Annotated in this window: 18 protein-coding genes; 11 read left to right on the top strand and 7 right to left on the bottom strand. The window is 69.7% G+C overall.

Annotated elements, in window-relative coordinates; genetic code table 11:
• Window positions 1-4: 4 nt before the first annotated feature.
• Complete coding sequence (gene rtcA, locus WMF11_RS40005; RefSeq protein WP_437904412.1) at window positions 5-1,024, bottom strand: RNA 3'-terminal phosphate cyclase; 1,020 nt, start codon at window positions 1,022-1,024, stop codon at window positions 5-7.
• A 52-nt stretch (window positions 1,025-1,076) separates the two neighbouring features.
• The gene (locus WMF11_RS40000) at window positions 1,077-2,303 is read right to left on the bottom strand and encodes an RtcB family protein (protein WP_437904411.1); all 1,227 of its coding nucleotides are present in this window, start codon (window positions 2,301-2,303) and stop codon (window positions 1,077-1,079) included.
• Between the two features lie 131 nt (window positions 2,304-2,434).
• Between WMF11_RS40000 and rtcR the strand changes: the two genes are divergently transcribed.
• From rtcR to WMF11_RS39975, 5 genes are all read left to right on the top strand, one after another.
• Entirely contained in the window at window positions 2,435-4,066 is a 1,632-nt protein-coding gene (gene rtcR / locus WMF11_RS39995; RefSeq protein ID WP_437974544.1) for an RNA repair transcriptional activator RtcR, read from the top strand.
• Window positions 4,067-4,549: 483 nt separating this feature from the next.
• Window positions 4,550-7,702: a hypothetical protein gene (locus WMF11_RS39990; RefSeq protein WP_437974543.1), complete on the top strand. Its 3,153-nt coding sequence runs from the start codon at window positions 4,550-4,552 to the stop codon at window positions 7,700-7,702.
• A 14-nt stretch (window positions 7,703-7,716) separates the two neighbouring features.
• Window positions 7,717-8,775, top strand: a complete 1,059-nt coding sequence (locus tag WMF11_RS39985; RefSeq protein WP_437974542.1) for a formylglycine-generating enzyme family protein — start codon at window positions 7,717-7,719, stop codon at window positions 8,773-8,775.
• 59 nt (window positions 8,776-8,834) lie between these two features.
• Window positions 8,835-9,173, top strand: coding sequence for an RNA repair transcriptional activator RtcR family protein (locus WMF11_RS39980; RefSeq protein WP_437974541.1), 339 nt, complete (start codon window positions 8,835-8,837; stop codon window positions 9,171-9,173).
• A 79-nt stretch (window positions 9,174-9,252) separates the two neighbouring features.
• A complete protein-coding gene (locus WMF11_RS39975) occupies window positions 9,253-9,867 on the top strand; it encodes a glutathione S-transferase family protein (RefSeq protein WP_437974540.1) in 615 nt (204 codons plus the stop codon).
• Here WMF11_RS39975 and WMF11_RS39970 read toward each other — a convergent pair.
• A complete protein-coding gene (locus WMF11_RS39970; RefSeq protein WP_437974539.1) occupies window positions 9,786-10,415 on the bottom strand; it encodes a M16 family metallopeptidase in 630 nt (209 codons plus the stop codon). The genes WMF11_RS39975 and WMF11_RS39970 overlap by 82 nt on opposite strands.
• A gap of 479 nt (window positions 10,416-10,894) precedes the next feature.
• Between WMF11_RS39970 and WMF11_RS39965 the strand changes: the two genes are divergently transcribed.
• From WMF11_RS39965 to WMF11_RS39955, 3 genes are all read left to right on the top strand, one after another.
• The gene (locus tag WMF11_RS39965) at window positions 10,895-12,220 is read left to right on the top strand and encodes a GDSL-type esterase/lipase family protein (RefSeq protein WP_437974538.1); all 1,326 of its coding nucleotides are present in this window, start codon (window positions 10,895-10,897) and stop codon (window positions 12,218-12,220) included.
• Between the two features lie 240 nt (window positions 12,221-12,460).
• Window positions 12,461-13,057 carry a TIGR00725 family protein gene (locus WMF11_RS39960; protein ID WP_437545014.1) on the top strand — a complete coding sequence of 199 codons (597 nt, stop codon included), beginning with the start codon at window positions 12,461-12,463 and terminating at the stop codon, window positions 13,055-13,057.
• Window positions 13,058-13,129: 72 nt separating this feature from the next.
• Entirely contained in the window at window positions 13,130-14,902 is a 1,773-nt protein-coding gene (locus tag WMF11_RS39955) for a serine/threonine protein kinase (RefSeq protein ID WP_437974537.1), read from the top strand.
• A 36-nt stretch (window positions 14,903-14,938) separates the two neighbouring features.
• Here WMF11_RS39955 and WMF11_RS39950 read toward each other — a convergent pair whose 3' ends face one another.
• Together WMF11_RS39950 and WMF11_RS39945 are read right to left on the bottom strand one after the other, a co-directional pair.
• A complete protein-coding gene (locus WMF11_RS39950) occupies window positions 14,939-15,718 on the bottom strand; it encodes a nucleotidyltransferase domain-containing protein (protein WP_437974536.1) in 780 nt (259 codons plus the stop codon).
• On the bottom strand, window positions 15,715-17,052 hold the full coding sequence (locus WMF11_RS39945; RefSeq protein WP_437974535.1) for a DNA polymerase beta superfamily protein: 1,338 nt from the start codon (window positions 17,050-17,052) through the stop codon (window positions 15,715-15,717). The genes WMF11_RS39950 and WMF11_RS39945 overlap by 4 nt, the downstream gene beginning before the upstream one ends.
• A 293-nt stretch (window positions 17,053-17,345) precedes the next feature.
• Between WMF11_RS39945 and WMF11_RS39940 the strand changes: the two genes are divergently transcribed.
• Complete coding sequence (locus WMF11_RS39940) at window positions 17,346-18,266, top strand: transposase (RefSeq protein ID WP_437974534.1); 921 nt, start codon at window positions 17,346-17,348, stop codon at window positions 18,264-18,266.
• A 444-nt stretch (window positions 18,267-18,710) separates the two neighbouring features.
• Here WMF11_RS39940 and WMF11_RS39935 read toward each other — a convergent pair whose 3' ends face one another.
• On the bottom strand, window positions 18,711-20,237 hold the full coding sequence (locus tag WMF11_RS39935) for a hypothetical protein (protein ID WP_437974533.1): 1,527 nt from the start codon (window positions 20,235-20,237) through the stop codon (window positions 18,711-18,713).
• A gap of 60 nt (window positions 20,238-20,297) precedes the next feature.
• Window positions 20,298-20,483, bottom strand: coding sequence for a hypothetical protein (locus tag WMF11_RS39930; protein ID WP_437974532.1), 186 nt, complete (start codon window positions 20,481-20,483; stop codon window positions 20,298-20,300).
• A 528-nt stretch (window positions 20,484-21,011) separates the two neighbouring features.
• On the opposite strand from WMF11_RS39930, the gene WMF11_RS39925 reads away from it, so the two are divergent.
• Window positions 21,012-21,992 carry a TOMM precursor leader peptide-binding protein gene (locus WMF11_RS39925; protein WP_437904398.1) on the top strand — a complete coding sequence of 327 codons (981 nt, stop codon included), beginning with the start codon at window positions 21,012-21,014 and terminating at the stop codon, window positions 21,990-21,992.
• Window positions 21,989-23,380: a YcaO-like family protein gene (locus tag WMF11_RS39920; RefSeq protein ID WP_437974531.1), complete on the top strand. Its 1,392-nt coding sequence runs from the start codon at window positions 21,989-21,991 to the stop codon at window positions 23,378-23,380. The genes WMF11_RS39925 and WMF11_RS39920 overlap by 4 nt, the downstream gene beginning before the upstream one ends.
• Window positions 23,381-23,450 lie beyond the last annotated feature (70 nt).

The raw sequence follows: 23,450 nt of genomic DNA, 5'->3' as shown, positions 1-23,450 counted from the left end.
GCGCTCAGCGCCAGATCTCGATCTGCCACGCCGCGTCCGAGATCTGCGCGACCGACGCGCGGATCCCGAGGAGATCTCGGAGCAGCCCGAGGTGGGTCGTCGTGTGGGATGACGGGCGCACGGTCCGGAAGGCGCCGCGGCCCGCGAGGGCGATCGGCAAGAGCAGCTGATCGGCCAGGTGCTCACCCACGGGGACGCCCGCCGCGAGGTAGTCGCGCGCCTCCTCGGCCGCCTTGGTGGCGACGGACTCCGCGCGCACGCCCTTCACCCCGAACCCGGTGAAGACCTCGGTCACGTGCTCGCTCTCGACGGCGATGGTGAGCACGTTGCCCGGGCCGTTCCCGCCCTTCAGCACGCTGGGCTTGAAGCAGTCCGGCTCCCAGCCGAGCACCGCCGCCGCCGCGTCGAGCTCGCGCACCGCGATGGCGCCCGGGAGGTTCGACACCGTCGCGACCGCCCGCCGGCCGCGGATCTCCCCGCGCTCGAGGAGCTCGAGCGGCGCGAGCGCCGGCGCCGGCGCGATCGAGACGCGGGCCACCCCGCCGCCGGCCGGGTAGAAGCCGGGCGTCACGAGCGTCGCGGTGACGTCCGGCCCCATCCTCCGTACGAGCGGCAGGTAGGCGAGGTCCAGGAAGTCGAACGGCGGCGCCAGCGGGTTGTGCGTGCCGCCCTCGAGCGTGAGCGCCGACGGCGCGGGCGCGCGGAGCAGCGCCGGCAGGACGGTCTGCAGCACGAGCGTCGTGCTCCCCGCGCTCCCGACCTGGAACGTGTGCTCGCCGGGGACGATCGCGGTCGGTCGAAACACGATCTCCTGCGACCCGAGCGACGCGCCCGACACCTCGGCGCGGCCGATCTGGGCCGCGGCCCGGACCGAGGTCAGGTGTTGCCGCATCAGGCCCGGGCGCGCGCGGCCCTTGCGGATCGAGGTGATACGGACGGGCGTCTGCGTGATCAGCGAGAGGCCGAGCGTCGTGCGGAGGATCTGGCCCCCTCCCTCTCCGATGGATCCATCGATGGTCAGCATGGCGGTCGGCTCTCCCCTAGAACAGCGATATCACGGCGCCGGGGCGCGCGGCTCACCCCTTCACGCAGACGACCTGCCGCAGCGTGTGGACGATCTCGACGAGATCCTTCTGCGCCCGCATCACGTCGTCGATCGGCTTGTAGGCCGCCGGCGTCTCGTCGATCACGTCCTCGTCCTTGCGGCACTCGACGCCCGCGGTCGCGGCCTCGTGGTCCGCGACGGAGAAGCGGCGGCGCGCCTCGCCCCGCGACATGACGCGGCCCGCGCCGTGGCTCGAGCTGCAGAAGCTCTCCGCGTTGCCGAGCCCGCGGACGATGAACGAGCGCGCGCCCATGCTGCCCGGGATGATCCCGAGATCACCCGCCTGCGCGCGGACGGCGCCCTTGCGGGTCACGAGCACGTCCTTCCCGTAGTGGTGCTCGCGCGCCACGTAGTTGTGGTGGCAGTTCACCGCCTCCACCGTCGCGTCGAAGGGCGGCAGCTCGCCCGAGCCGCGGAGCGCCGCGATCACCTGCGCCATCATCAGCTCGCGGTTCACCGCCGCGAAGTCCTGCGCCCACGACACGGCCTGCATGTAGTCGTGGAAGTGCCTCGTCCCGTCCGGCAGGTACGCGAGGTCGGCGTCGGGCAGGTTGATGAAGAAGCGCCTCATCTCCTGCTTGGCGAGCTCGATGAAGTAGCTCCCGACCCGGTTGCCGACGCCGCGCGACCCGCTGTGCAGCATGACCCAGACGCGGTCCTCCTCGTCGAGGCAGAGCTCGATGAAGTGGTTTCCGGTCCCGAGCGTGCCGAGGTGCTCGATGGCGTAGCCGCGCCCGATGCGCGGGTGCTTCTCGACGATCTGCCGGTACCGCGGCTCGAGCTCGGCCCACGCCGCGACCTGGGCCGGGGGCGGCGAGCGCCACGCGCCGCGATCGTTCTTCCCGCCGTTGTCGGTGCGGCCGTGCGGCACCGCGCCCTCGATGGCCGTCCGGAGCCCGCGCAGCGCGTCCGGCAGCTGCGACGCGGAGAGGCTCGTGCGCGCCGCCATCATCCCGCAGCCGATGTCGACGCCCACCGCCGCCGGGATGACCGCGCCGTGCGTCGCGACGACGCTCCCCACGGTCGCGCCGATGCCCTGGTGCGCGTCGGGCATCACGGCGATCCACTTGTGGATGAACGGCAGCGCGGCGAGGTTCTTGAGCTGCGCCTCCGCGGCGGTCTCGAACGGCACGCCGACCGTCCACGCCTTGATGGGCACGCCCGAGTCCGTGGGGATGACGTTGTAGCTTCGCTCCATGGCAAGATCTCCGGTGAGGGGTCGCTCTGCCTTCTGCGTATCGCACGGCGCGTGCCACTCGAAATCCAGGCGATCACGGGCCGCTGGCCCTGCGGATTAGACCTGTGTATAAAACGGTTAGAGAACATTCTATGACGCGCAAGACGACCGTGGTCCTCGGCATGCTGGGCCCGACGCTGGACACCGGGAAGACGGCGGAGCGCTGGTCGCGCTGGCGCCCGAGCGTGGCGCTGTGCCAGCACGAGGACCTGATCGTCGACCGGTTCGAGCTGCTCTACCAGCGCCGCTTCGAGGGCCTGGCCGAGACGGTGATGGGCGACGTGCGGCGCGCCTCGCCGGAGACGGACATCCGCGGTCACGTGGTCGAGGTGGACGATCCGTGGGACTTCGAGGCGGTGTACGGCGCGCTCCACGACTTCGCGAGGGCGTACCCGTTCGCGCCGGACCGGGAGGACTACCTCGTCCACATCACGACGGGCACGCACGTCGCGCAGATCTGCCTGTTCTTGCTCACGGAGTCGCGGTACTTCCCGGGTCGGCTCATCCAGACGTCGCCGCCGAAGCGCGACCGTGAGGAGCTCGCGGCCGGGTCGTTCACGATCATCGATCTCGACCTCTCGAAGTACGACCGCATCGCGTCGCGGTTCCAGAAGGAGCAGCGCGAGGGGGTGTCGTTCCTGAAGAGCGGTATCGAGACGCGCAACGCGGCGTACAACAAGCTGATCGAGCGGATCGAGCACGTGGCGATCGCGTCGCGCGCGCCCATCCTGCTGATGGGCCCGACGGGGGCGGGGAAATCGCAGCTCGCGCGGAAGATCTACGACCTCAAGAAGGGGCGCCGGCAGGTGGGCGGCGACTTCGTGGATCTGAACTGCGCGACGATCCGCGGCGACGGGGCGATGTCGGCGCTGTTCGGGCACACGAAGGGATCGTTCACGGGGGCGCTCCAGGACCGCCCGGGGCTCCTGCGCAAGGCGCACGAAGGGGTGCTGTTCCTCGACGAGATAGGGGAGCTGGGCGCCGACGAGCAGGCGATGCTGCTGCGGGCGATCGAGGAGAAGGCGTTCTTGCCGGTCGGCTCGGACAGGGAGGTGAGGAGCGAGTTCCAGCTGCTCGCCGGCACGAACCGGGATCTCGCGCTGGAGGTCCTGGCGGGGCGCTTCCGCGAGGATCTCCTGGCGAGGATCAACCTGTGGACCTTCCGGCTCCCGGGCCTCAGGGAGCGGGTCGAGGACATCGAGCCGAACCTCGATTACGAGCTCGACGCCTCGGCGCGGCTGCTCGGCGTGCGGATCACGATGACCCGCGACGCGCGCGCGCGGTTCCTCGGGTTCGCGACGTCGCGAGAGGCGCTGTGGCCGGGCAACTTCCGGGACTTCAACGCGGCCGTGACGCGGATGGCGACGCTCGCGCCCGGGGGGAGGATCGGGGGGCCGATCGTGGAGGAGGAGATCGGGCGGCTGATGGAGGCCTGGCGGCGAGCGCCCGCGGCGGGCGGCGCGGCGGGGGAGGGGGGCGACGGGGACGAGCTCGTTGTCGCGGCGCTCGGCGCGCGCCGGGCGGCGGCGCTCGACCCGTTCGATCGGGTGCAGCTGGCCGAGGTGCTGCGGGTGCTGAAGGGCGCGCGGTCGCTGTCGGAGGCGGGACGGGTGCTGTTCGCGGCGTCGCGGGCGAAGAAGAAGAGCGTCAACGACGCGGACCGGCTGCGGAAGTACCTTGCGCGGTTCGACATCGACTGGAGCGAGGTGGCAGGGGGCGCGTAGAGAGGGGTCTCCCTCTCACGGGGCCAGGACCGAGCCCGGGCAACGACGTCGCGGCGCCGAACCGTCGAGAGCCGCGCGCGACCGATGCGCGACGCTCCCGCGGGCCGTGCCACGCCGCGGGCCGTGACATGTCACGCCGCGGGCCGTGACATGTCACGTTGCGGCCCGTGACATGTCATGGAGAACGGGCCTCACAGCGCGGCGGGTGGCTCGTCGTCCAGCGCGTGGAACGCGACGGATCGAGACTTTTCGCGCCCTCTGCGCCTGGCACATGGAGTGCTACGTGCCAGTCCGAGCGGCCGAGAAACAGCGTTTTCCACAGCGGCCTGTGCTCACGGGACGACAATGGCAAAACACGAGAACATCAATCTACCGGAGCGCACCAGGTTGTGTCCTTCTGCCGGTGGCAGAGGAAGGAGCACGACGAACGACGGTTCAAGGATCCAGGCGCGGCTCTCACGGGCTTTGGCGCTGGCGGCGAGCGTGAGCGTGGTGGGCTGTGGTACGCCCGAGGGGGAGGCCCCCGAGCAGGCCGCGATCTCCACGGCCAGGCAGGCGCTCTTGAACCAGTTCGAGATCGCGCTGGGGTTCCCAGCAGGCTTTTCACAGAGCAACGTCGCCCTCCATGCATCGCAGTCGCTGCGCATCGCCGGCGGGGTCACGCTGCGCGACGTGAGCGGCGCGCCAGCGCCGGCGGTGAACGTCGGCACCGGCCTCCTCGAGGTCAACGCCGCGACGAAGACAGGGTCGCTCGTCAGCGGAGGCAATGTCTGGCTCGGGAGTCAGACGGAGGCCACCGGCACGGTCCAGGCTGCAGGCACCATCACCAAGCAAGCCGGCGCAGCGATCGTCGGGACCGAGCTTCCGGCAACGCCCCTCGGCCCGCTCGGGAACCTGCGCTTCACTGTCGACTTCCCGTCGCTCGTCAGCGTACCGCCCGTCGGACCGGACACGACCTCGTCGCTGGCCCCGGGAGGTTACGCGAGCGTCTCCGTCGGCTCTCGGAGCACGCTGGATCTCAGCTCGGGCACGTACTATTTCGATCAGCTCCAGATGCAGCCTCAGTCGATCGCCCGCCTCGACACGTCGGCCGGCCCGGTGATCGTCTATGTACGCCAGCTGCTCGATTTCAAGGGTAGAGTTCAGTTCGTCGGCCCGGACAGCAGCTTCTTCCTGGCCTACCTCGGGACCGGGACCGTCTCGCTCGAGGCCGCGTTCAACGGGACCCTCGTGGCGCCCAGCGCGACCCTGCGCCTCGCGCCGGTCGGGTCGCCCGGACATCGAGGGTCGTTCTTCGGGCAAACGGTCGAGGCCGCCGAGGCGGGCTCCACCGTCACGTTCGACCCCTTCGACCACTGGTACGATGTCCTGAACATTCACCCGGTTGTCGAGTGCGTGCGACGCTTCAAGCACCCTGCGGGGGCCGCGCTCTTCGGCTACGAGAACGAGAGCGACTTCCCGGTCACGGTGCCGCTCGGCCCGCAGAACCAGCTCGTCCCCGCGGGAGGCGTGGCGCCGCCCACGACGCTCTTGCCCGGGGTGCACGACAAGGTGTTCTTTGCGCCCTTCGACCTGAGCGGCAGCCTCTCGTGGCAGCTCGCCGGAGAGACGGCGACCGCGAGCTCGTCCAGCCCCGCTTGCGACCTGGGAGATGTCCCCCCGGAGCCAGAGCCCGCCCCGCCGCTCGCCCTCGTCCCGATCGAGCGTCCGGGCGTGTCGCTCGCGTCCTTGAGCGTGCAGCTCGCGCCGGAGGTGACGACGTCTGCCACGTCCCACCTGGCCTCGGAGGTGTATGGCGACTTCGTGGGCCCGCAGGTGGGCAACACGAGCAACGAGGAGGCCGGCCCCGCCGCCTTCACGTTCACGGTCACCTCGCTCGACTTCGATGACGGCGAGGGGCTGTGTGGCACGGTCGATCCGTTCGTCGCCAGGCTCGTCATCGACGGCCAGGACAAGGGTCAGACGAGCAGCGGCACGGTGCAGGTCGCCCGCGAGCGGGCCACGGTCCACGTCTCGGTCGACGTGGACGACGACGACGCATGGTTCTGCCTGGGGGACGACGACCTCCGGGACTACGGGTTCGACGTCGACCTGTACACAGGCGCTACCGGCGCGAACGAGACGTGCATCGACGGCGGCCGCATGTGCTTCACCGCGACGCCGATCGCGAGCCCGGACATCTGCTTCGACTGGAACGCGCAGTTCGTCGACTCTGGCCCCTGGGCTGGCATCGGCAGCGAGGACTACCTTCCCGGCAAGGAGATGCAGCCGGTCCCGGCGAGCTTTGCGCGCTACCAGATCACGATGTCGAACTCGACCGGCGTGCTCTTCGACCGCGGCGGCGTGCTCGACGGCGACGGCTGCGTTCCGAGGCCCAAGCTCCCCGTCCGCTCGCACTGGCAGCTGGGCACCGACCTCCAGATCGCGACCCGCGTCATCAGCCAGCACTGCCTGGACCCTTCGGGGACCAACTGCGCCATGAACGGCTCAGCGTTCACCGGGGCCAACGTCGTCGTGCGGCAAACCGGGCAGAGCGGGCCGGCCTCCATCTGCGCGATCTACGCGGAGGACCTCGGGAGCGTCACCGACGCGACGTGCTCGGCCCACCCGATCGATTGGCCCACGATGCCCCCCGCGCCCCTCCGCCCGGCCTTCGTCGAGCACAACTCGATCACCCGAGCCGGCGCGGCGATCAGCCAGATGCTCAAACGTGAACACGAGAGCGATGGGGAGCTCGGCATCGTGCGTGCGATGATTGATCATCGCTACGAGGGCAATGGTCGAGTCGAGATCGTCGTCGACGAATATTGCGAGATCGACGATCCCTGCACGGAGGAGACCCTCATGACGAGCTGCAGGAGCCGGGACACGCTGTTTCTCGAGCCGGATGGACTCGCCGCTTCGTCGACCCGCTTCAAGTACGTCGTCGCGCACGAGTTCGGTCATTTCATTCAGGGCAGTGGTCAAGGGCTGATGAGGCCGGAGTACGGCTGCGCGGGCGACGCCGACCAGCCCGCGCTCTGCCGCTGCGATGGCGTCCCGCCCGATCAGCGGCTCCACTGCCTGCAATCGCTGGAGGAGCCGAACGCCGCGCAGGTCGAGGGATTTGCTCAGTACTTCGCGGCCAAGGCCTTCAACGCCGACATGGAATCCGACTGCACGTTCGTCTACTACAAGCCGATGTCGACCGCGGAGTGCATGCCGGGAGTGACCGATTGCGCGTTCGATCAGGACACCGGCCTCTACATCAATCAGCCGCCGATCCCGGTGAGCTGCAAGCAGGCGGTCCGGTGGCGCAACACGCACTGCGTCGACGGGAGCTCGTCCCCCGACCTCCTCTCGTTCGGCACCGAGTACGACTGGCTGGAGTTCCTCTACGGGGTCGACAGCCATCCGACGCCGGAGTTGCGCTGGAAGATGACGGATCTCTTCAACGCCTACGTCGCCGCGTGCAGTGAATCGGAAGAGAACGTCGAACCTTGCACCGGCAAGCGCGTCAGCTGGAATGGCGGACCGGGGCACGACAGCCTGGTCGACGGCGTCGCCTTGCTGGTGACCGTAGGGCTCAGGACGCCGGCGGCAGCGCAGAGCTTCGAAAACCTGGGTGACGAGTTCGGGGTCAGCAACGTGCCATGAATACGAACGCTCCGATGACGTGCGCGATTGGCGTCGCTCTCTGGGCTCTCCTGGTCGTACCCCTCGGCTGCCAGCCCGGGGCGGAGCACCGGGAGCCGTCCGTCGTGCCTGCCAGCAACATGGATCCGGTCGGTCCGGAGGTGACCGGCTGGGAGGTCGCCTCCGCCGATGGATCCGTGTGCCGGCATCCAGCGGTGGTGGCTGAATGCGCGAATGGTTGGTGTCGCGTTCCGCCGGGCTGCTTCATCATGGGCTCGCCGGAGAGCGAGCTCTGGCGTGGTGAGTACACCGAGATTCCAAGGGCGGTCACGCTCGAGCGCGGGTTCGAGATCGGGCAGTTCGAGCTGACGCGCAAGCAGTGGTCGGAGCTCGTCGAGCTCATGCCGGAGAAGCCGGTGAAGGTCCAGGATGGTACGGCGACCTGCGAGGACGACGCGTGTCCGCTCCGGTATGCGACGTGGTTCGAAGCCCTGCTCTTCGCGAACCTGCTCTCCGCACGTCACGAGCCGCCCCTCGCGCCCTGCTTCGAGCTCTCCGAATGTCAAGGCGAGCTGGGCCGCGGCGTGATCTGCGGCCGCGTGGGCCTCGCGGGCGACGCGGCGAGCGTCTACGAGTGCGAGGGCTATCGCCTGCCGACGGAGGCAGAATGGGAGTACGCCGCGCGCGCGGGGACGAGGACGGCCTACTACGGAGGTGACATCACCGGAGCGAACCCGGACGCGCGCTACGACCCCGAGCCGAACCTCGAGCCCATCGCATGGTATGACGTGAACTCGGGAGCGCGTACGCACCCCGTGGGGACGAAGCGGCCCAACCGCTGGCTCTTGTTCGACATGCTCGGCAACGTCGTCGAGTGGACCAGCGATCGACCCGTCTTTCACGATGCCGAGGGGCCAGTGACGAACCCTGCCACGGAGATCACCCTGAGGACCGACGGGACAGATCTCCGCGTGACCCGAGGCAGCAACGCCGCGGGTTCGCGTTTTCAGCTGCGAGCGGCCAGCCAGAATTACCCCGCGTCGGACGCGGTGCACCGAGGCGTCGGCTTCCGTCTCGTCCGGACGATCAAGTGAGGCTCAGCCGCCGGGCGCCTCGTGGCGGAGGGCCCCGTCCTGTGTTGCTGCGATCTCTGGTGCAGCGAACTGGGCTTTACCGGTTCATTCACGTCACGACGGGCACGCACGTCGCGCAGATCTACCTGTTCTTCTTCACGGAGTCGCGGTACTCCCCGGGTCGGCGCATCCAGACGTCGCCGTCGAAGCGCGACCGTGAGGAGCTCGCGGCCGGGTCGTTCACGATCATCGATCTCGACCTCTCGAAGTACGACCGCATCGCGTCGCGGCTCCGCTCACCTCGGGTGACAGAAGATCCTCTGTGCGATCCCGTACCCTCGGAAGAGCGACGCTATACCCCCACGTTGCCCATGCATCCAGGGCGCCGCCCTCCCTCAACAGCGTGCGCGCCCGGTTGACGGCGGCGCAAATGGGATGATATCCGTCCAATGGGCCAGCTGGGCGCGCCCCGGCGGCGCGGGTCCGAACGGAGGTCAGATGAAGCTCTACTACTCGCACAACTCTAACCCACGTCTCGCCGTCGCTGTGGCGCGGTACGTCCAGGCGCCGGTGGAGTTCATCCGCGCGGCCCCGTTCGCGCCGGACCAGATCGAATTCTTCCGAACGCTCAACCCCAACACGCGCGTTCCGATCCTCGTCGAGGACGGCGCGCCCCTCTGGGAGGCCGACGCCATTGCCTGTCGCCTGTGTCAGCTGACAGGCTCGGACTTTTGGCCCGCGCCCGCTCGTCTGCCGGAGCTCTTGCGCTGGCTGAGCTGGGCGCACCAGCATTTCAATCCGCCGGCGAGCGCGCTCTACTTCGAGTACATCGTCAAGCCCACGTTCACGACCGACCGAGCAGAGCAGTCGATGATGGACCAGCACCTGAAGGAGTTCCGACAGTTCGCGGAGGTCCTGAACGGTCTGCTGAAGGGCCGCCGCTGGCTGATCGACGACAAGCTGAGCTATGCCGACTTCCGCGTGGCCTTCGTCTTTCCGTATGCCGCGCGCGCGCGGCTGCCCTTGGCGGACTACCCCGAGGTGCAGCGGCTGTCGAACCAGCTGGACGAGATCGAGGCGTGGCGCGAGCCGTTCAAAGGCCTGGAGGGATGAGATGAGGCGTCCGCGGGCCCGAAGATGGCGCGCCAGGTGTGGCGCCGGAACATGCCCTCGATGCCATCGTTCATCAAGAGCTCGTTGCGCACGATCTTCTGCTCGAGCGTGAGCGCCTGTTCGTTGAAGCGCTCGAGCGTGAATGCCATGCGCTCGCTCTCGATCCACAGCGCGAGGGGGAGCGCGGCCGCTGGCGCGAGCGCGTAGTAGGCGGTGTAGTCGGGGCTCGTGACCCCGTTCATGCGGTGCACCCCCGCTCGCTCGAGCAGGCTCAGGGCATCGAACGGCTTCATGTGACGTGAGCCCCGGTACGTCATGTGCTCGACGAGGTGCGCCAGCTGGCTATAGCCCCGCGGATCATCGCGGCTGCCGATCTCGTATGCGACGAGGACGGCGACCGTCGGCTGCCTGTGATCTTCCTCCAGGAGCACCTCGAGGCCGTTGGCCAGGCGGAAGTGGGCGGCGCTCTGAGCCAGGCCCTCGATACCTCCCGCCGCCGAGCGGGCGCCCGGAGCTCCCGAGGGGTCCGCCGCTGCCGCGAGGGGCATGGCGACCGCCAAGAGCCCCGCCACCAGCGCTGCCGCCCTCGATCGTCCCGGCGCGCGCAGTCTCGGCTCTTGCTTGGCGTTCACTGGTTCACCCCTCGCGTGCCGTCTCCTGGCGCATGGACGCTGGAACTGTCGTCTGTGTCAAGCGCGCCGTATGGGGCGGTGTCGCCGGAGCGCCCCCCGACGGCGCCGCTCGTCGCTCGCCTGGCGTCGTGCGTGCTGGCCTGTGTGGGAGCGCTCGACGTGGATGCCGTCCGTCGCGAGGACCAGCCGTCCCGCCGGCGCCACGGAGAACATCTCTGGATATTTACCGTTTCAGTTGATAATTCCTCCCGACGGCACATTGCCATTAGCTGCTGCGAGCTGTGATGTAGCGAACGTGACTTTACCGGTTCACTTCGTCGGCGCGGATCGATGACGGAGGTGTTGATCGTGGCGCCGAACTGCCCCAGAGTGCCCGGCGCTGGAGGTCAGTTTCGATGGCTTTTCGTTCATTTCACCAGTCACCTCTCCTGGCCCTTGCGCTGGGGGCGGTAGTCCTCCTGTCGGCCTGCTCGGATGACGACGGCGGCGGCTCGTCAGCGAGCTCCGGGGGCACGGGCGGCTCGTCGGCGAGCTCCGGGGGCTCCGGGAGCACCACCGCGCAGGGCACGGGCGGCGCGGGCGGTGGTACGGGCGGCGCCGGGGACACGGGTGGCGGCGGCACGGGCGGCGGCGGCGGCACCGGCGGCGGCGGCGGCGCCGGCGGCGGTGCGGACGCGCAGGGGATCGTGCCCAATCCCATCATCTCCCGCGGCAAGCCGGCCTTCGCCTCGGGGGGGACGGCGTCGGTGATCAACGACGGCAAGTACAGGTCGGCGGGGACCTGGATCGCGGGCAAGCCCACCTCGGCCGCGCCCGCGTGGGTCGCCATCCAGGTCGGCACCGGGTACGAGCGGCTGCTCCTGAGCTGGACGGCCTCGTACAACTACAACTACACGGACGTGCAATACGGGGCGCCGGGCGCCTACCGCGTGGAGACGTCGAGCGACTCCACGAACGGCTCGGACGGCACCTGGACGAAGGTCGCGGAGGTGACCGACAACCCGGTCCGCACGCGCGCCCACAGCTTCGATTTCGACGGCAAGAGCTGGGTCCGGCTCGTCGTGACCGCGGCCCCCGCGACGACCGACGACACCGGCGTCCAGCTCGACGAGATCGACGTGCACGATATCTCGAAGGGCGCGGAGGACACGTGGTTCTTCCTCGGCGACAGCATCACGGCGTACGCCTACGACCGCGACACCCCGGCCACGCAGCCGAGCTTCGCCGAGAACGTGCACGCGGCGCACCCGGCCCACTATCCGGCGATGATCAACGGCGGCATCGGGAGCGAGCTCACGAAGAGCAGCGACAAACCCAGCGCGCTCGATCGCATCGATGATGTCCTGGAGCTGAACCCCGACTTCCACTACTTCGCCATCGGTTACGGCACCAACGACTCCTGGGGTCAGACCGACCCGAGCACCTTCAAGGCGAACCTGCAGCAGATCATCGACAAGATCGAGGCAGCGGGCCGCGTCCCGGTGCTCGCGCACATCCCGTTCTCGCCGGACGGCAACCACGACGCGGTCCCTGTGTTCAACGAGGCGATCGACGCGCTGACGGAGGAGAACGGCCTCCCTCCTGGGCCGGACCTGTATACGTGGTTCAAGGACCACCCCGACCGGTTCACCGACAAGGTGCACCCGGATCCCGCCGGACGGGTGGCCATGAACAAGCTCTGGGCCGACGCCGTGGACGGCCTCTACCCGGCCCAGCGGTAGCGCGACCACGCGACCACGCGACCACGCGGCGCCGGCGCGAGCCTTGACTCCACGCGGCCGCGGGGGCTAGCTCGATCCGGCGCACGAACGGCGGCCCGGGGAGCACTGCCCTCGGGTGGGCTCGGCCGGCCCGCGCCCTCCAGGGTGGAGCATCTGGTTCGGGAAGATCGAACAGCCCAAGCTGGGTGATCAGCTCCTCGGCCGGCTGAAGAAATGGCGGGCGCCGGAGCGGGAGCCGTGATGGACGACGATCGGGACGAGCGAGAAGAGGAGGACACGAAGCGGGACATCGCTCCCTACGTGCCGCGCCGCCCCGTGATGGCGGTGATCGGCAACGGCCTCGCGGTGGACGCGGCGACCGAGGTTGTGTGCGTCGAGCTCGGGCGGCGCGCCGTGGAGGCGGGGTTCCGGCTGGTCACCGGGGGGCTGGGGGGCGTCATGGCCGCCGTGTCGCGCGGCGGGCGCGAGGCGACGACGTGGCGCGACGGCGATATCCTGGGGATCCTGCCAGGGTACGAGGCGTCCACGGCCAACCCGTACGTGGACATCGTCGTGCCGACCGGCATGCAGATCGGGCGCAACATCGTGGTCGTCGCCATGGCCGACGTGGTGGTCGTCGTCGGCGGCGGCGCGGGCACGCTGAGCGAGATCGCCGTCGCCTGGCAGCTCGGCAAGCCGCTGATAGCGCTCGCGGCGAGCGGCGGCTGGGCGAGGCAGCTCGCCGGGGGGCGCGTGGACGACCGGCGCTCGGATCGGATCGTGTCGGTCGCGAGCGCGGAAGAGGCGGTGGCGACGGCGTGGGAGACGGCGGGCCGCGGCCGCGGCCGGGGGGCGTGACAGGGCGCCGCGCGCGCGGCGCGGCCTCCGCGCGAGCCGGCCGCGCGGCAGCCCGTGCTAGCCTCCGCGCCGATGTCGGAAGCGGAAGAGGACGAGATCCAGCGGCTGAGAGCCCGCGTCGGGACGATCCTCCACGGAAAATGGCGGATTGACGCGCTGATCGGGGCGGGGGGAATGGCCGCCGTCTACGCGGCCACCCATCACGTGGGGCACCGCGTGGCCATCAAGATCCTGCACCCGGAGGGCGCCGTGTCCCGGGAGCTCCGCGCCCGCTTCGAGCAGGAGGCGCTCGCCGCCGCGCGGCTCGGGCACCCGGCCGCGGTGCAGGTCCACGACATCGACGTGACCGAGCGAGGAGAGCCGTTCCTTGTCATGGAGCTGCTCGACGGAGAGAGCCTCCGCGAGCGCGTGTTGCGGCTCGGTACGATCGATTCGATCGAGCTCCTCGCCCACATGGACACGCTCCTCGAGGTCATCAAGGCAGCGCACGACGCCGGGATCGTCCACCGGGACATCAAGCCCGACAACCTCTTCGTGACCCGCGATGGGCGGCTCAAGGTGCTCGATTTCGGGATCGCGCGCATGAAGCAGGGCGGCTCGGGGCTGAAGACGCGGACGGGCGCGGTGCTGGGCACGACGAGCTACATGGCGCCCGAGCAGATCCTGGGGAGGAACGTGGACGGGCGGGCCGACCTCTACGCGGTGGGCGCGACGATGTTCACCATCCTCGCGAACCGTCGAGTCCACGACGACGATGGGCTCACCGAGGGAGAGCTCCTCGTAAGGAGGAGCACGACGCCGGCTCCTCCGCTGTCGACGGTGGCGCCGGGCGTGGATCCGCGGGTCGCGCGCGTCGTGGACCGCGCGCTCGCCTTCCAGGTCGAGCGTCGCTACCCGGACGCGCAAACGATGCTCGCCGACGTGCGCGCGCTGCGACGGGGCGAGGAGCCGCCCTTCGCGACGGGGGAGCTGGCCAGGATGGACGAGCGCACGCGCGCGTACGGCCGGGCCATCCCCGACGGGCCGCCGGTGGGGGCGCAGTTCCCGAGCGCGAGCCCGCCGGGGGGGGTGATGCCGGCGGCGGTGGCCGCCTCGACGGGGGCTCCTCCGGGCCAGCCTTATCCGGGGGCGGGAGGGGCCGCGCCCCAGGGGCGGGGGCCGCGCGCGCCGGGAGCGACGCAGATCGCCGTCGTCGGCGGGGTGGGGGCGCTCCTCTTCTGCGTGGGAGTCGGCTTGGTGCTGCTGCTCTGGCCCTCCCGCGACCAGGGCGCCGGCGACGCTGGCGACAGCGGCGCGCCGGTGTCCCTGCCGGATGCCGCGCGGGCCCGGAGCGCTGCGGCGCTCGCTGTCGACCCCGCCGGCTGCCCGCCGGGCGTGCCTTGCACTTGCCCGGGCGGCAGTCCGGGGAACGTGCCGGTGAGCTGCCTGCTGACGTGCGGCGACGCGCCCGGCTGCAGGCCGAGCTGCTCCGATCGAGAGAGCTGCGCGAGCCACTGCGCCGGTGACTGCCAGTCTTCCTGCGCGAGGAGCAAGGGGTGCAACACGACGTGCGCTGACGGCTGCTCCACCGACTGCCGCAACGCGGAGACGTGCCAGGTCACCTGCGGCGCAGGGTGCTCGATCACCTGCGAGGACGTGAACAAGTGCGCCCACGTCGTGGGCGACGGGAGCGTCGTGAGGTGCAATCGGGTCGGAGGGTGCCAGGTGATGTGCATGGGCTCCTGCGCGGTGGCGTGCTCCAACGCCGGGGGAGGATGCCAGGTGACCTGCGTGGGGCAGGGGCGCGCGGTGAAGTGCGGCGACGGCCGCAACGCGTGCGGGGACGGCTGCTCGCTGCCGCGGTGAGACCGGGCTGGCGTGCCCGTGAGCCCTCGCCGCGCCTCAGAGCCGCGCCTTGCGCAGCGCGAGCAGCCAGTCGTTGAGCTCTCCCTGGTTGGGTGGCTCCTCCGGCAGCACGGCGTGATCGCGGGCCGCCTCGAGGGTCGTGAAGGCGCGGGCGATCTGCTCGGCCCAGCGCTCGGCGATTTCGGGAGCGAGCGGCGCCTGCTCTCCGGCGCGCTTGGCCTCGACCAGCTCGCGCGCGGCGCTGAAGCCGTAGAGGTCGAGGAGCGCGGTGACGTCGGTGACGATCTCGCCCGTCCGGAGGGCGTGGGCGCCGGTCAACGTGGTCCTGAGGACGTAGAGGAGCTTCTTCGCCGACGAGCGGCCTCCCGCCTCCCACGCCCGGAGCTGGCTCGTGGCGAAGCCGACGTAGTGGCGGAAGATCCGGCGCGAGAGCGCGGCGGCGACGAGCGGGCGGAGCGAGGCGAGGTCGGGATCGACGTGGAGCTGGAGGGGGCCGAGGATCCGCTCGATGTAGTTGCCGTTGCCCTGGAGGACGCCGATGAGGACGGGGTGGAGCTCGTTCGAGGTGTAGTCGATCTCGACGCCGTCGATGACCTGCATCCGCTCGGGGCTCGCGTTGCCGCGGTGGAGGCCGAGCAGCTTCTCGGTCGGCTCGACGTGAACCGCCTTGAGGTCGAGGTCGCTGTCCGGCGAGGGGAAGCCGTACGCGTGCGCGCCGCTCAGGGCGATGACGAGGTGCGAACGCTTGGCCTCCTCCTCGGCGATGACGCGCGCCGCGACCTCCTGCTGCTTTGCTTCGAGCACCTGGGGGTTCATCCGTCGTCCTTTCTCTCCTCGTTGCCGGGCGCGGGGTCGTTGCCGGGCGTGGGGTCGTTGCCGGGCGTGGGGGCCGCGTCTCCGTCGTCCCAGGTTGCGACCGGCGCGGGGGGAGCGTCCTTGCCGAGGGGGCCGGGCTCCGCCGCGAGGTGCCGGCGGGCGATCGCCTCGCGGACCCGCCGGAGGAGCATGTCGGCGCGGGGCACGTCGGGGTGCGGCGGCAACCTGGTTGTGAGCCGCGCGGCCTCCAGCTCGGGCGTCATCGACTCGGCGAGCTCGATGGTGCGATCGAGCGGCCAGGCGCCGGCCTTGATGGCGAGGAGCGTCTCGCGGAGATCGCCCTGCACGACCAGGTCGACCTCGCCGTCGCGCAGCCAGCGGATGGCGGTCGCGATGAGGCGTACCAGGTTGTAGGCGTTCTTGGGGCGGAGGTCGCGGGAGAGGTCGAGCGACGTCCTGTCGGCCCGGGCGAAGGCCGCGAGCGAGGCGAAGTCGCGCGCGGGCAGCAAGCCCTGGTCGTGGAGCGAGCGGTAGAGCTGCTTGATGTACTCCTTCGCCTGGAGCTCCCGGTCAACCTGGGTCGGCGCGGCGCGCGGGCTGATGGCGGCGAGCTTCCGGGCGACGTCGTCGAGCGCCAGCGAGGGGTCGTCGGCGAGCCACTCGAGCACCCGTTCCCGGTGCTCGGCGAGGCGGTGCGCCTGCGAGAGCCGCTTCAGCTGGGAGAGCGCGTAGCGGCCGAAGCTGCCATAGATGGCCGAGGAGACGAACGCGTCGCGCGCCTCGAGGATCCAGGCGCCGATCTCGTCGCGCGCCTCGGCGGTGCGGACGAAGAGCAGCTCGAGGGTGTTCGGGTCGGCGCGCAGGGCCTGCCGGATGGCCTTCTCGACCTCCCAGTACGAGGCGCTGCCGTCGGCGCTCACGAGGTCCCGCGGGGGCTCGGCGAGGCCCGTGGTCCAAGGGAAGGGGAGGGCGAAGACGCCGCGCCGGTCGGTGTCGGACCCCTCGTTCGCGAGCCCCCACGCGCGCGACCCCACGACGGCCTCGAGGACGATGGCGGGCAGGAGCGCGTCCCAGGCGGCGCTGCGCCGCTCCGCGTGCCGCACCTGGCCGGTCTTGCGCGGGACGAGCTCGTCCCGGCGGTAGCGGACGACGCCCACGCCGACGAGCATCACGTCGAGCTCGGCGCCCGCCGAGCCGACGACGCGCCCGATGGCGCCCTGCGGGACGCGGCGCTCGCCGAGGACGCGGTCGACCCGGGTTGTCACCTCGGTGCCGTGGGGCAGCGGGACGGCGAGCGGATCGAGGTGGGTGAGGCCGCGCAGGCGGAGCTCCATGAGCGGACGCTACCATGACAACGGCATGACGACTCGACCCAGGTTGGGGGCGACCGACCGACCCGGCGGGCCCACCGGGGCCGACCCAGGTTGGCAGTGGGCCAGGCTGGCAGTTCGAGCTTGGCGTCCCGATTCGGGTCGGACTACTAACCGCAACCCAGGTCGGGCTAGCGTAAGCAATGGCTCCAGCTAAGGTGGCGGACCGCCAGGCGGCCGCCACCCACGAAGCTTGGCGAATCGGCGAAATGATTGGCGAAAATCCCTGGCACGGCACTTGTCTTGTTGCGCCTGTCATGAGCCAGCCCCGCGAGATCGCTGCCGGAGCCACCTACCTCATCACCCGTCGCGTCCTGCGCCGGCACCTGCTCTTCCGCCCGGATGCGGCAATCACCCAGCTCCTGGTCTACGTGCTCGCGGTGTCAACCCGCCGTTACGGCATCAAGGTCCATGCGCTCTGCGCCATGTCAACGCATCTGCACCTGGTCGTGACCGACTCGAGGGGCGTCTTGCCGCGGTTCTTGCAATTCTTCCATCGCATCGTCGCGCTCGGCACGAAGGTGCTTCGCGGGTGGGAAGGCCCGGTGTGGGACCACGAGGCCACGAGCGTGGTGCGGCTGCTGACGCGCGCGGCGGTGGTGGAGAAAATTGCTTATGTCATGGCGAATCCTGTCGCCGCTGGCCTGGTGCAGCATGCTCGCGAGTGGCCGGGCGCCAAGGTGGACGTGGACGACCTCGGTCGCGGCGTGCTGCGCGCGGCACGGCCTTCGGTGTATCTCGACCCGGAAAACCCGCAGTGGCCCGAGGAGGTGACGGTCTCGCTCGCGCTGCCGCCGGCCATCGAGGAGGACAGCGCGGAGGGCTTTCGCCAGGACGTCTCTGCCGAGCTCGAGCGCCAGGAAGCCCGGGCCCGCGCGGAGGTGCAGCGGCAAGGACGTCACTTCTTGGGCGCCGAGAGAGTCAGTAAGGTGTCCCCTTACGAGCGCGTGACGAGCTTCGAGCCGCTGCGCGACGGCAATCCAACGTTTGCGGTTGGTCGCGAGCAGGGAGACGCGTGGCGAATCGCTGGTGCCGCTGTGCGTGCATTTCGAACGTTGTACCGTGCGGCACTCGAGCGATGGCGTGCTGGCGTACGCGACGCCGTATTCCCCGCGGGGACGTGGTGGATGCGCACGTTTCACGGCGCCAGCGTGGCCGACGTCGTGCTCACGATGTAGAGCCACAGCGGCGGCGCTGCAGGAAGGCGGGCGGGACGGGCGAGGGCATCCGTGCCTTGTCATGGGGCGCTTCCGTCTGGGCCGGCGGTGTAGGCCGCAGATCGTCGTGCGGCACTGTACGCAATGGGATGTGCAGGGACGATGCCGTTCCGAATGTGTAGGAGTGGGGACGGAGGGGTTGCGATCGGCTCTGCGCGATCGAACGGGGAGGTTCGTCCGGGAAAACGAACAATTAGCCCAGCTTGGCTTTAAGTTCGCCTGGCCGGGGTCCGATCGTGACATGAGTAGAGTTCAGCTGGGCTGAATTGCTGCGTTGCCGCAGCTCAACCAGGGGCCGGCGGGCAGGCGTGCAACCTGGGTCGGGTTTGCAGGTTGGGCAACCTGGGTCGGATCGGGCCCAACCTGGGTCGGGTCGCCGCAACCTGGGTCGGGTCGCCGCGGCCGTCACCGCTCGATCAGCAGCACCGGGCTGCCCGAGAGGGCGAGCGTCACTTTGCCGCCGCTCGCGTCGGCGGAGGTCTTCGCTCCGTCCCACGCGTGGACTTCGAACCCCGTTGCCGTCGCGAGCTCGACGCTCGCGGACGCGTCCTCCGTGCCGCTCGCCGTCACGGCCCAGAGCGCGAGCCGGCGCTTGCCGTCCTTCGTGAACACGGCGCCCCGAGCGCCCCCCGGCAGCGCGAGCTCCCTGGTCGCGCCGTCATCGTAGGACGTGCCGAAGAGGACATCGTTGAGCGTGGTATATGCCTTGCCGAGGTCGGTCTTCGTCGCCTCATCCACGCTAGCGAGGGCGCCGACGTCGTTGTAGAGCCCCATGTGCGCGAACACGTCGTCGCTCCCGTCCTCGCCGTTCGATAGAATGAACCAGTCGACGCCGCCGATGCCGCGCGCCTGCGCCATCGTCATCATCTTGATGAGGTAGTTTCGCGCGTACTCCGGGCTCCCCACCTCCGGGTACTCCGGCGTCCGCGCGAGCGGCGCGCCGTTCTCCGAGACATTCCACCCCTGCACCTCCGCCCCGGCGTCGGCGAGCGTCGCGGCGAAAGCGTCCTTCGACGCGAGGAAATCGTCGACGGACGCATCCGAGCTCTTCGGGCTGAAGATCGGATAATAGTGAAAATCGAGCACGTCGATGTAGGCGCCGCCCTTCTCCGGGTAATCTGGCGTGACCGCCCCCCCGTCGGGGTTGTCGGTGTAGCGCAGGATCGCCGAGAGGAACGAGGGGTATCCGATCCCCCCCGTCGCGATCCGCGCGTTCGGATCCGCCTTGCGCGCGGCCTCCTTCGTGACGCGCAGCATTCGTATATAGTCAAATATCGATCCGTTGAACCGGGGGAGATCGGCGGCCTTCGGCGGTTCGGTCCTCCAGGTCTCGGTGACGCGCCAGTCGGCCACCCAATCGGGCTCGTTCCACACGTGCCACAGCTTGACCCAGGGCTTGTAGGCGTCGACGGTCCGATACACGTAAGAGGCCCACGCATTGCTCGGATTCACCGTTCCATCGGCCGAGAAGATCGGCTCGTAAAGGCTCTTCGGGATATAGTACTCGTTCTGCCAGTCCTCCGCGTCGGCCGGCGCCACCGTCAGATCGACCGACTCGGAGCCGATGAGAAATCCGATATGGTCCGCCATGCCCAGGGACGCGTACGATTGAATGTCCCCGACCTCGATCTCGTATCCCCACCTCGCGAGGTGGGCCGCTGGCAGCTTGATGCGGAGGCTGCGGACGCCCGCTCGCGCCGCGAGCGTGGCCTCCTTGTCGTCGCCCCAGTCCACGTTGCGGTGGCCGAGGTTGGCGCCATAGCGAAACGGGTGAGAGAGCCCGCCGTCCCCGCCGCTTCCCCCGTCTCCCGCGCTTCCGCCTCCCCCGGAGCTGATGTCGCCGCCGCCCGACGCATCGTTCCCCGGCGAGTCGTCCCCCGAACCACATGCAACGACAGCTGAAGCGCACAGCAGAACGGACCATCGACGCATGAACATTCTTCCTCCAGGCAGATCCCGGGAGGCCAGCGTAAGGGAGTTTCGCGTCCAATTTCAGGAAATCTGCGAAGCAGATTGCACCGCGCGCTCCCAGGGGCCGTTCGCCCGCTTTACAGCGGCGGGCACGCCGAGGTCGAGGACGCGCTCTCGCCGCCGGTCTCCGTGGGCGAGGTGCAGGAGCGCGAGGTGCTCGCCCGTCTGGCTCGTGCCGCCGCGCAGGTTGGCGATCCTGGCTGACACAAGCGCGTCTCCCACCGGGCGCGCAGCGCGCCGGTGGGGCATTGCTCGATCGCGCAGGAGGTTGCGCGTGCTTGTCTTCCAGCTCGCTCGGCCGGCCCTGTGGTGGCCGAGCGAGAGTGCCCGCTCTTCTCTGCGGTTCATGGGTCTCGAGACGAGACTGGGCACACCCTCGCGGCTGGCACATCGCTTGCGATGGTGACCAGATGTAACCGATGGCAGACAGGAATCGAACATGACCGACAGCTGATCGAACGATTCCAGGACCTCGCGTCGGGAGAGGGCCTCGCGGAGAGCCAGCTCGGCGCAGGCGTCCTCGATGTCGAGGCGGTCGGCCGAGCCGTCGTTGAAGAAGGTGTGTCGAGCGATGGGCGGCTGAAATCTGGGGCTCCTCGTCAGATGAGGAGCCTCCTTCGGCGATCCATTGATTCCTGACGGGCTCTGCCCCGGTCATCGTCCTGCGTGCCAGCGCTGGCGGCGTGGTGATGCCTCGTCGCCAGCTCCGCAGCGCGAAGAAGCTGACGAGCGAGTATGAACAAGCTAGACGACGTCCCCGAGTTCCCCTGTGTCAAGACCTGGTATCGGGTCGCGATCACCGATGATGCGGTGATCTTCCAGCACGGAGAGAGGGCGCTCTGCTTTCAAGGCAAAGCCGCGAGCGAGCTGCTGCCGGTGCTGCTCCCGATCCTCGATGGAACGCGTACGGTCGAGCAAGTGATCGAGTACATGGGAAAATCCATCGAGCCCGCCACCGCGAACGCCTTGCGGTTGCTGGCCGAGAAAGGGGTGCTCACGAGCGGTTCTCCCGTCGGGGCCTCGGCGCCGCGGCCCATCCGGGAATCGGCCCGCTTCCACGCGGCATACCGCGATGACGAGCCGGAATCCCTCACGCAGCAAAGGTTGAGCGACGCCAGCGTGGCGGTCGTCGGTGCCGGCGTTCTCGCCGACGAGATCGCGCGCCAGGTGAGCCTCTCCGGGGTCACGGGCGTGCAGCGGAGGTCGTTCGATGCCGACGCGGGCGACCTGGCCTCGGCGGACCTCGTCGTGGTCGCTCCGGATCGAGGCGAGCTCGATTGGGTGGCGCGCTGGAACGCGGAAGCGCTGCGCCGGCGGTTCCCCTGGATGCAAGTGCTCGCGTACGACAGCCGGTTCTCCGCGGTAGGCCCGCTCTACCTTCCGCACGCAACCTGCTGCTACGAGTGCTACCGGCTGCGCCTCGCTTCGAACGTCGCGTATCGCGGACAATACTGGGCCCTGGAGCGCAGCACGCCCAGCTTCCCGCTGCCCTGCGCCATGCTGGCGATCGTGAGCGGCCTCGCCGCATTGCTCGTGGCCCGCTGGATCGTCTCGCGGGACCCGCTCTTGCCAGGGCGGTTTTACGCGGTCAGCCCAGGTCAAACCGTCCGCAGCGACACGCACATGGCGTACCGCGTACCCCGGTGCTCGGCATGCAGCGTCGCCGCGAGCGCCCCCAGCCCCTGGTACGCCCTTCAGGCAGGAGCCGAGCCATGAACAGGTTTGCTCCGCTCCGCTCCCGGGGCGACGAGCTGGCGCGTGGTCACGTCACGCCGAGGCGTGCGCACCGCACGCCGCTCGCCGAGGTCGCCCGCAGGCTGCGCACCCTCGTGTCTCCGTATACGGGCGTCGTGCGCGACACCGTGGAGCTGCTCCGCGCTCCGGATGACTGCCGCTTCTTCAACGTTGGCGCCCGCACGGGCGACATGTCGGATCTGGTCGGCGCGCCGAGCGAGGTCATGTCCAGCGCCGTGCATCCCGATCGAGAGGCGGCCTGGGTGGCGGCGGTCGCCGAAGCCGTCGAGCGATATTCGTCGTTTTACGTGCCTGCAGGGGATCTTGTGCTCTCTTCGTATGAGGAGCTGGACGGAGCAGCGCCGGAGCCGGAGAGCTTCGCCCTGTTTCATCCATCGCAGTACGCGTCGAGCGACTTCCCCCATGTGCCCTTCACCTCCGGCACCCGGGTCCGGTGGGTGCGTGGCTGGTCCATCCAGGATGGGATGCCCGCGTGGCTGCCGGCGCAGCTGGCGTTCATGGGGTCACACCTCGCGCGCGGCGAGCCGCAGATCGCCTACGCGACGAGCAGCGGGACCGCGCTGGGCGGTACGCTGGAAGAGGCTGCGTTCAGCGCGCTGATGGAGGTCATCGAGCGAGACGCGTTCATGCTCGCATGGAACAACCGATTGGAGCTGCCGCTCCTGGATTGGCAGGGAGACGACTCGCTTCGTCATGACGAGCGCGTGGTTCCGGCCCCAGCGGGCATTCACTGTGCCGCGCTCGACGCGAGCGTCTTCTTCCGCGTGCCGACCGCCATCGGCGTGACGCGATGCACCCTGGCCGGGCAGCCCGCGCTGACCGTCGGCGCTGCCAGCGCGGCGACCGGTCAGGAGGCTGCGCGGAAGGCGCTGCGCGAGGCCTTCCAGACCAGGGTGCTGGCGAAGCAGCTCCTGAGCGCTCTGCCCAGGGGACGGCGCGCCCTGGAGGCGCATCAAGTCCGCACGTTCGACGACCATGCGCTCTACCATGCGCTGCGAGAGAACTCCGCGTCTTCCGCGTTCCTCGATCGAAGCAGAGAGCGGCGCCACCTCGGCGACGTGCCCCCCCTGGAGGGTACGGACGTGCTCGGTCAGACCGCTTCGGCCGTGCGAGCGCTCGCGCGGCGAGGCGTCGGCGCGTACCTCGTCGACATCACCTCGCCGGATGTGCGCGACGCCGGGCTGTGGGTGGTGCGCGTGATCTGCCCGGAGCTCTGCCGGCTCGACGCTCCGCATACCGCGCGGTTCCTCGGCGGCAAGCGGCTCTATCATGCGGCGTACGAGGCGGGGCTCCGCGACCGGCCGCTCTCGTTTGCAGACATCAACGTCCATCCGCACCCGTTCCCGTGAGCTCATGCGAGAGAGGACGAGCGGGCGTCCTCCACGGCGTCCGTCGTTGAACGAGCTGAAGAGACGGATC

Source organism: Sorangium sp. So ce295 (genome assembly GCF_051527405.1).
GTDB lineage: Bacteria > Myxococcota_A > Polyangia > Polyangiales > Polyangiaceae > Sorangium > Sorangium cellulosum_B.
Note: the sequence above shows the minus strand (reverse complement) of the source record. Positions and strands in the feature narration are given on the sequence as shown.

Coding starts and splice junctions, on each gene's coding strand:
- WMF11_RS39955 (WP_437974537.1), top strand. CDS start 13,130: ATGTCGGAAGCGGAAGAGGACGAGATCCAGCGGCTGAGAGCCCGCGTC.
- WMF11_RS39970 (WP_437974539.1), bottom strand. CDS start 10,415: ATGCCCCTCGCGGCAGCGGCGGACCCCTCGGGAGCTCCGGGCGCCCGC.
- WMF11_RS39965 (WP_437974538.1), top strand. CDS start 10,895: ATGGCTTTTCGTTCATTTCACCAGTCACCTCTCCTGGCCCTTGCGCTG.
- WMF11_RS39940 (WP_437974534.1), top strand. CDS start 17,346: ATGAGCCAGCCCCGCGAGATCGCTGCCGGAGCCACCTACCTCATCACC.
- WMF11_RS39935 (WP_437974533.1), bottom strand. CDS start 20,237: ATGCGTCGATGGTCCGTTCTGCTGTGCGCTTCAGCTGTCGTTGCATGT.
- WMF11_RS39925 (WP_437904398.1), top strand. CDS start 21,012: ATGAACAAGCTAGACGACGTCCCCGAGTTCCCCTGTGTCAAGACCTGG.
- WMF11_RS39920 (WP_437974531.1), top strand. CDS start 21,989: ATGAACAGGTTTGCTCCGCTCCGCTCCCGGGGCGACGAGCTGGCGCGT.
- WMF11_RS39975 (WP_437974540.1), top strand. CDS start 9,253: ATGAAGCTCTACTACTCGCACAACTCTAACCCACGTCTCGCCGTCGCT.
- rtcA (WP_437904412.1), bottom strand. CDS start 1,024: ATGCTGACCATCGATGGATCCATCGGAGAGGGAGGGGGCCAGATCCTC.
- rtcR (WP_437974544.1), top strand. CDS start 2,435: ATGACGCGCAAGACGACCGTGGTCCTCGGCATGCTGGGCCCGACGCTG.
- WMF11_RS39945 (WP_437974535.1), bottom strand. CDS start 17,052: ATGGAGCTCCGCCTGCGCGGCCTCACCCACCTCGATCCGCTCGCCGTC.
- WMF11_RS40000 (WP_437904411.1), bottom strand. CDS start 2,303: ATGGAGCGAAGCTACAACGTCATCCCCACGGACTCGGGCGTGCCCATC.
- WMF11_RS39950 (WP_437974536.1), bottom strand. CDS start 15,718: ATGAACCCCCAGGTGCTCGAAGCAAAGCAGCAGGAGGTCGCGGCGCGC.
- WMF11_RS39985 (WP_437974542.1), top strand. CDS start 7,717: ATGACGTGCGCGATTGGCGTCGCTCTCTGGGCTCTCCTGGTCGTACCC.
- WMF11_RS39960 (WP_437545014.1), top strand. CDS start 12,461: ATGGACGACGATCGGGACGAGCGAGAAGAGGAGGACACGAAGCGGGAC.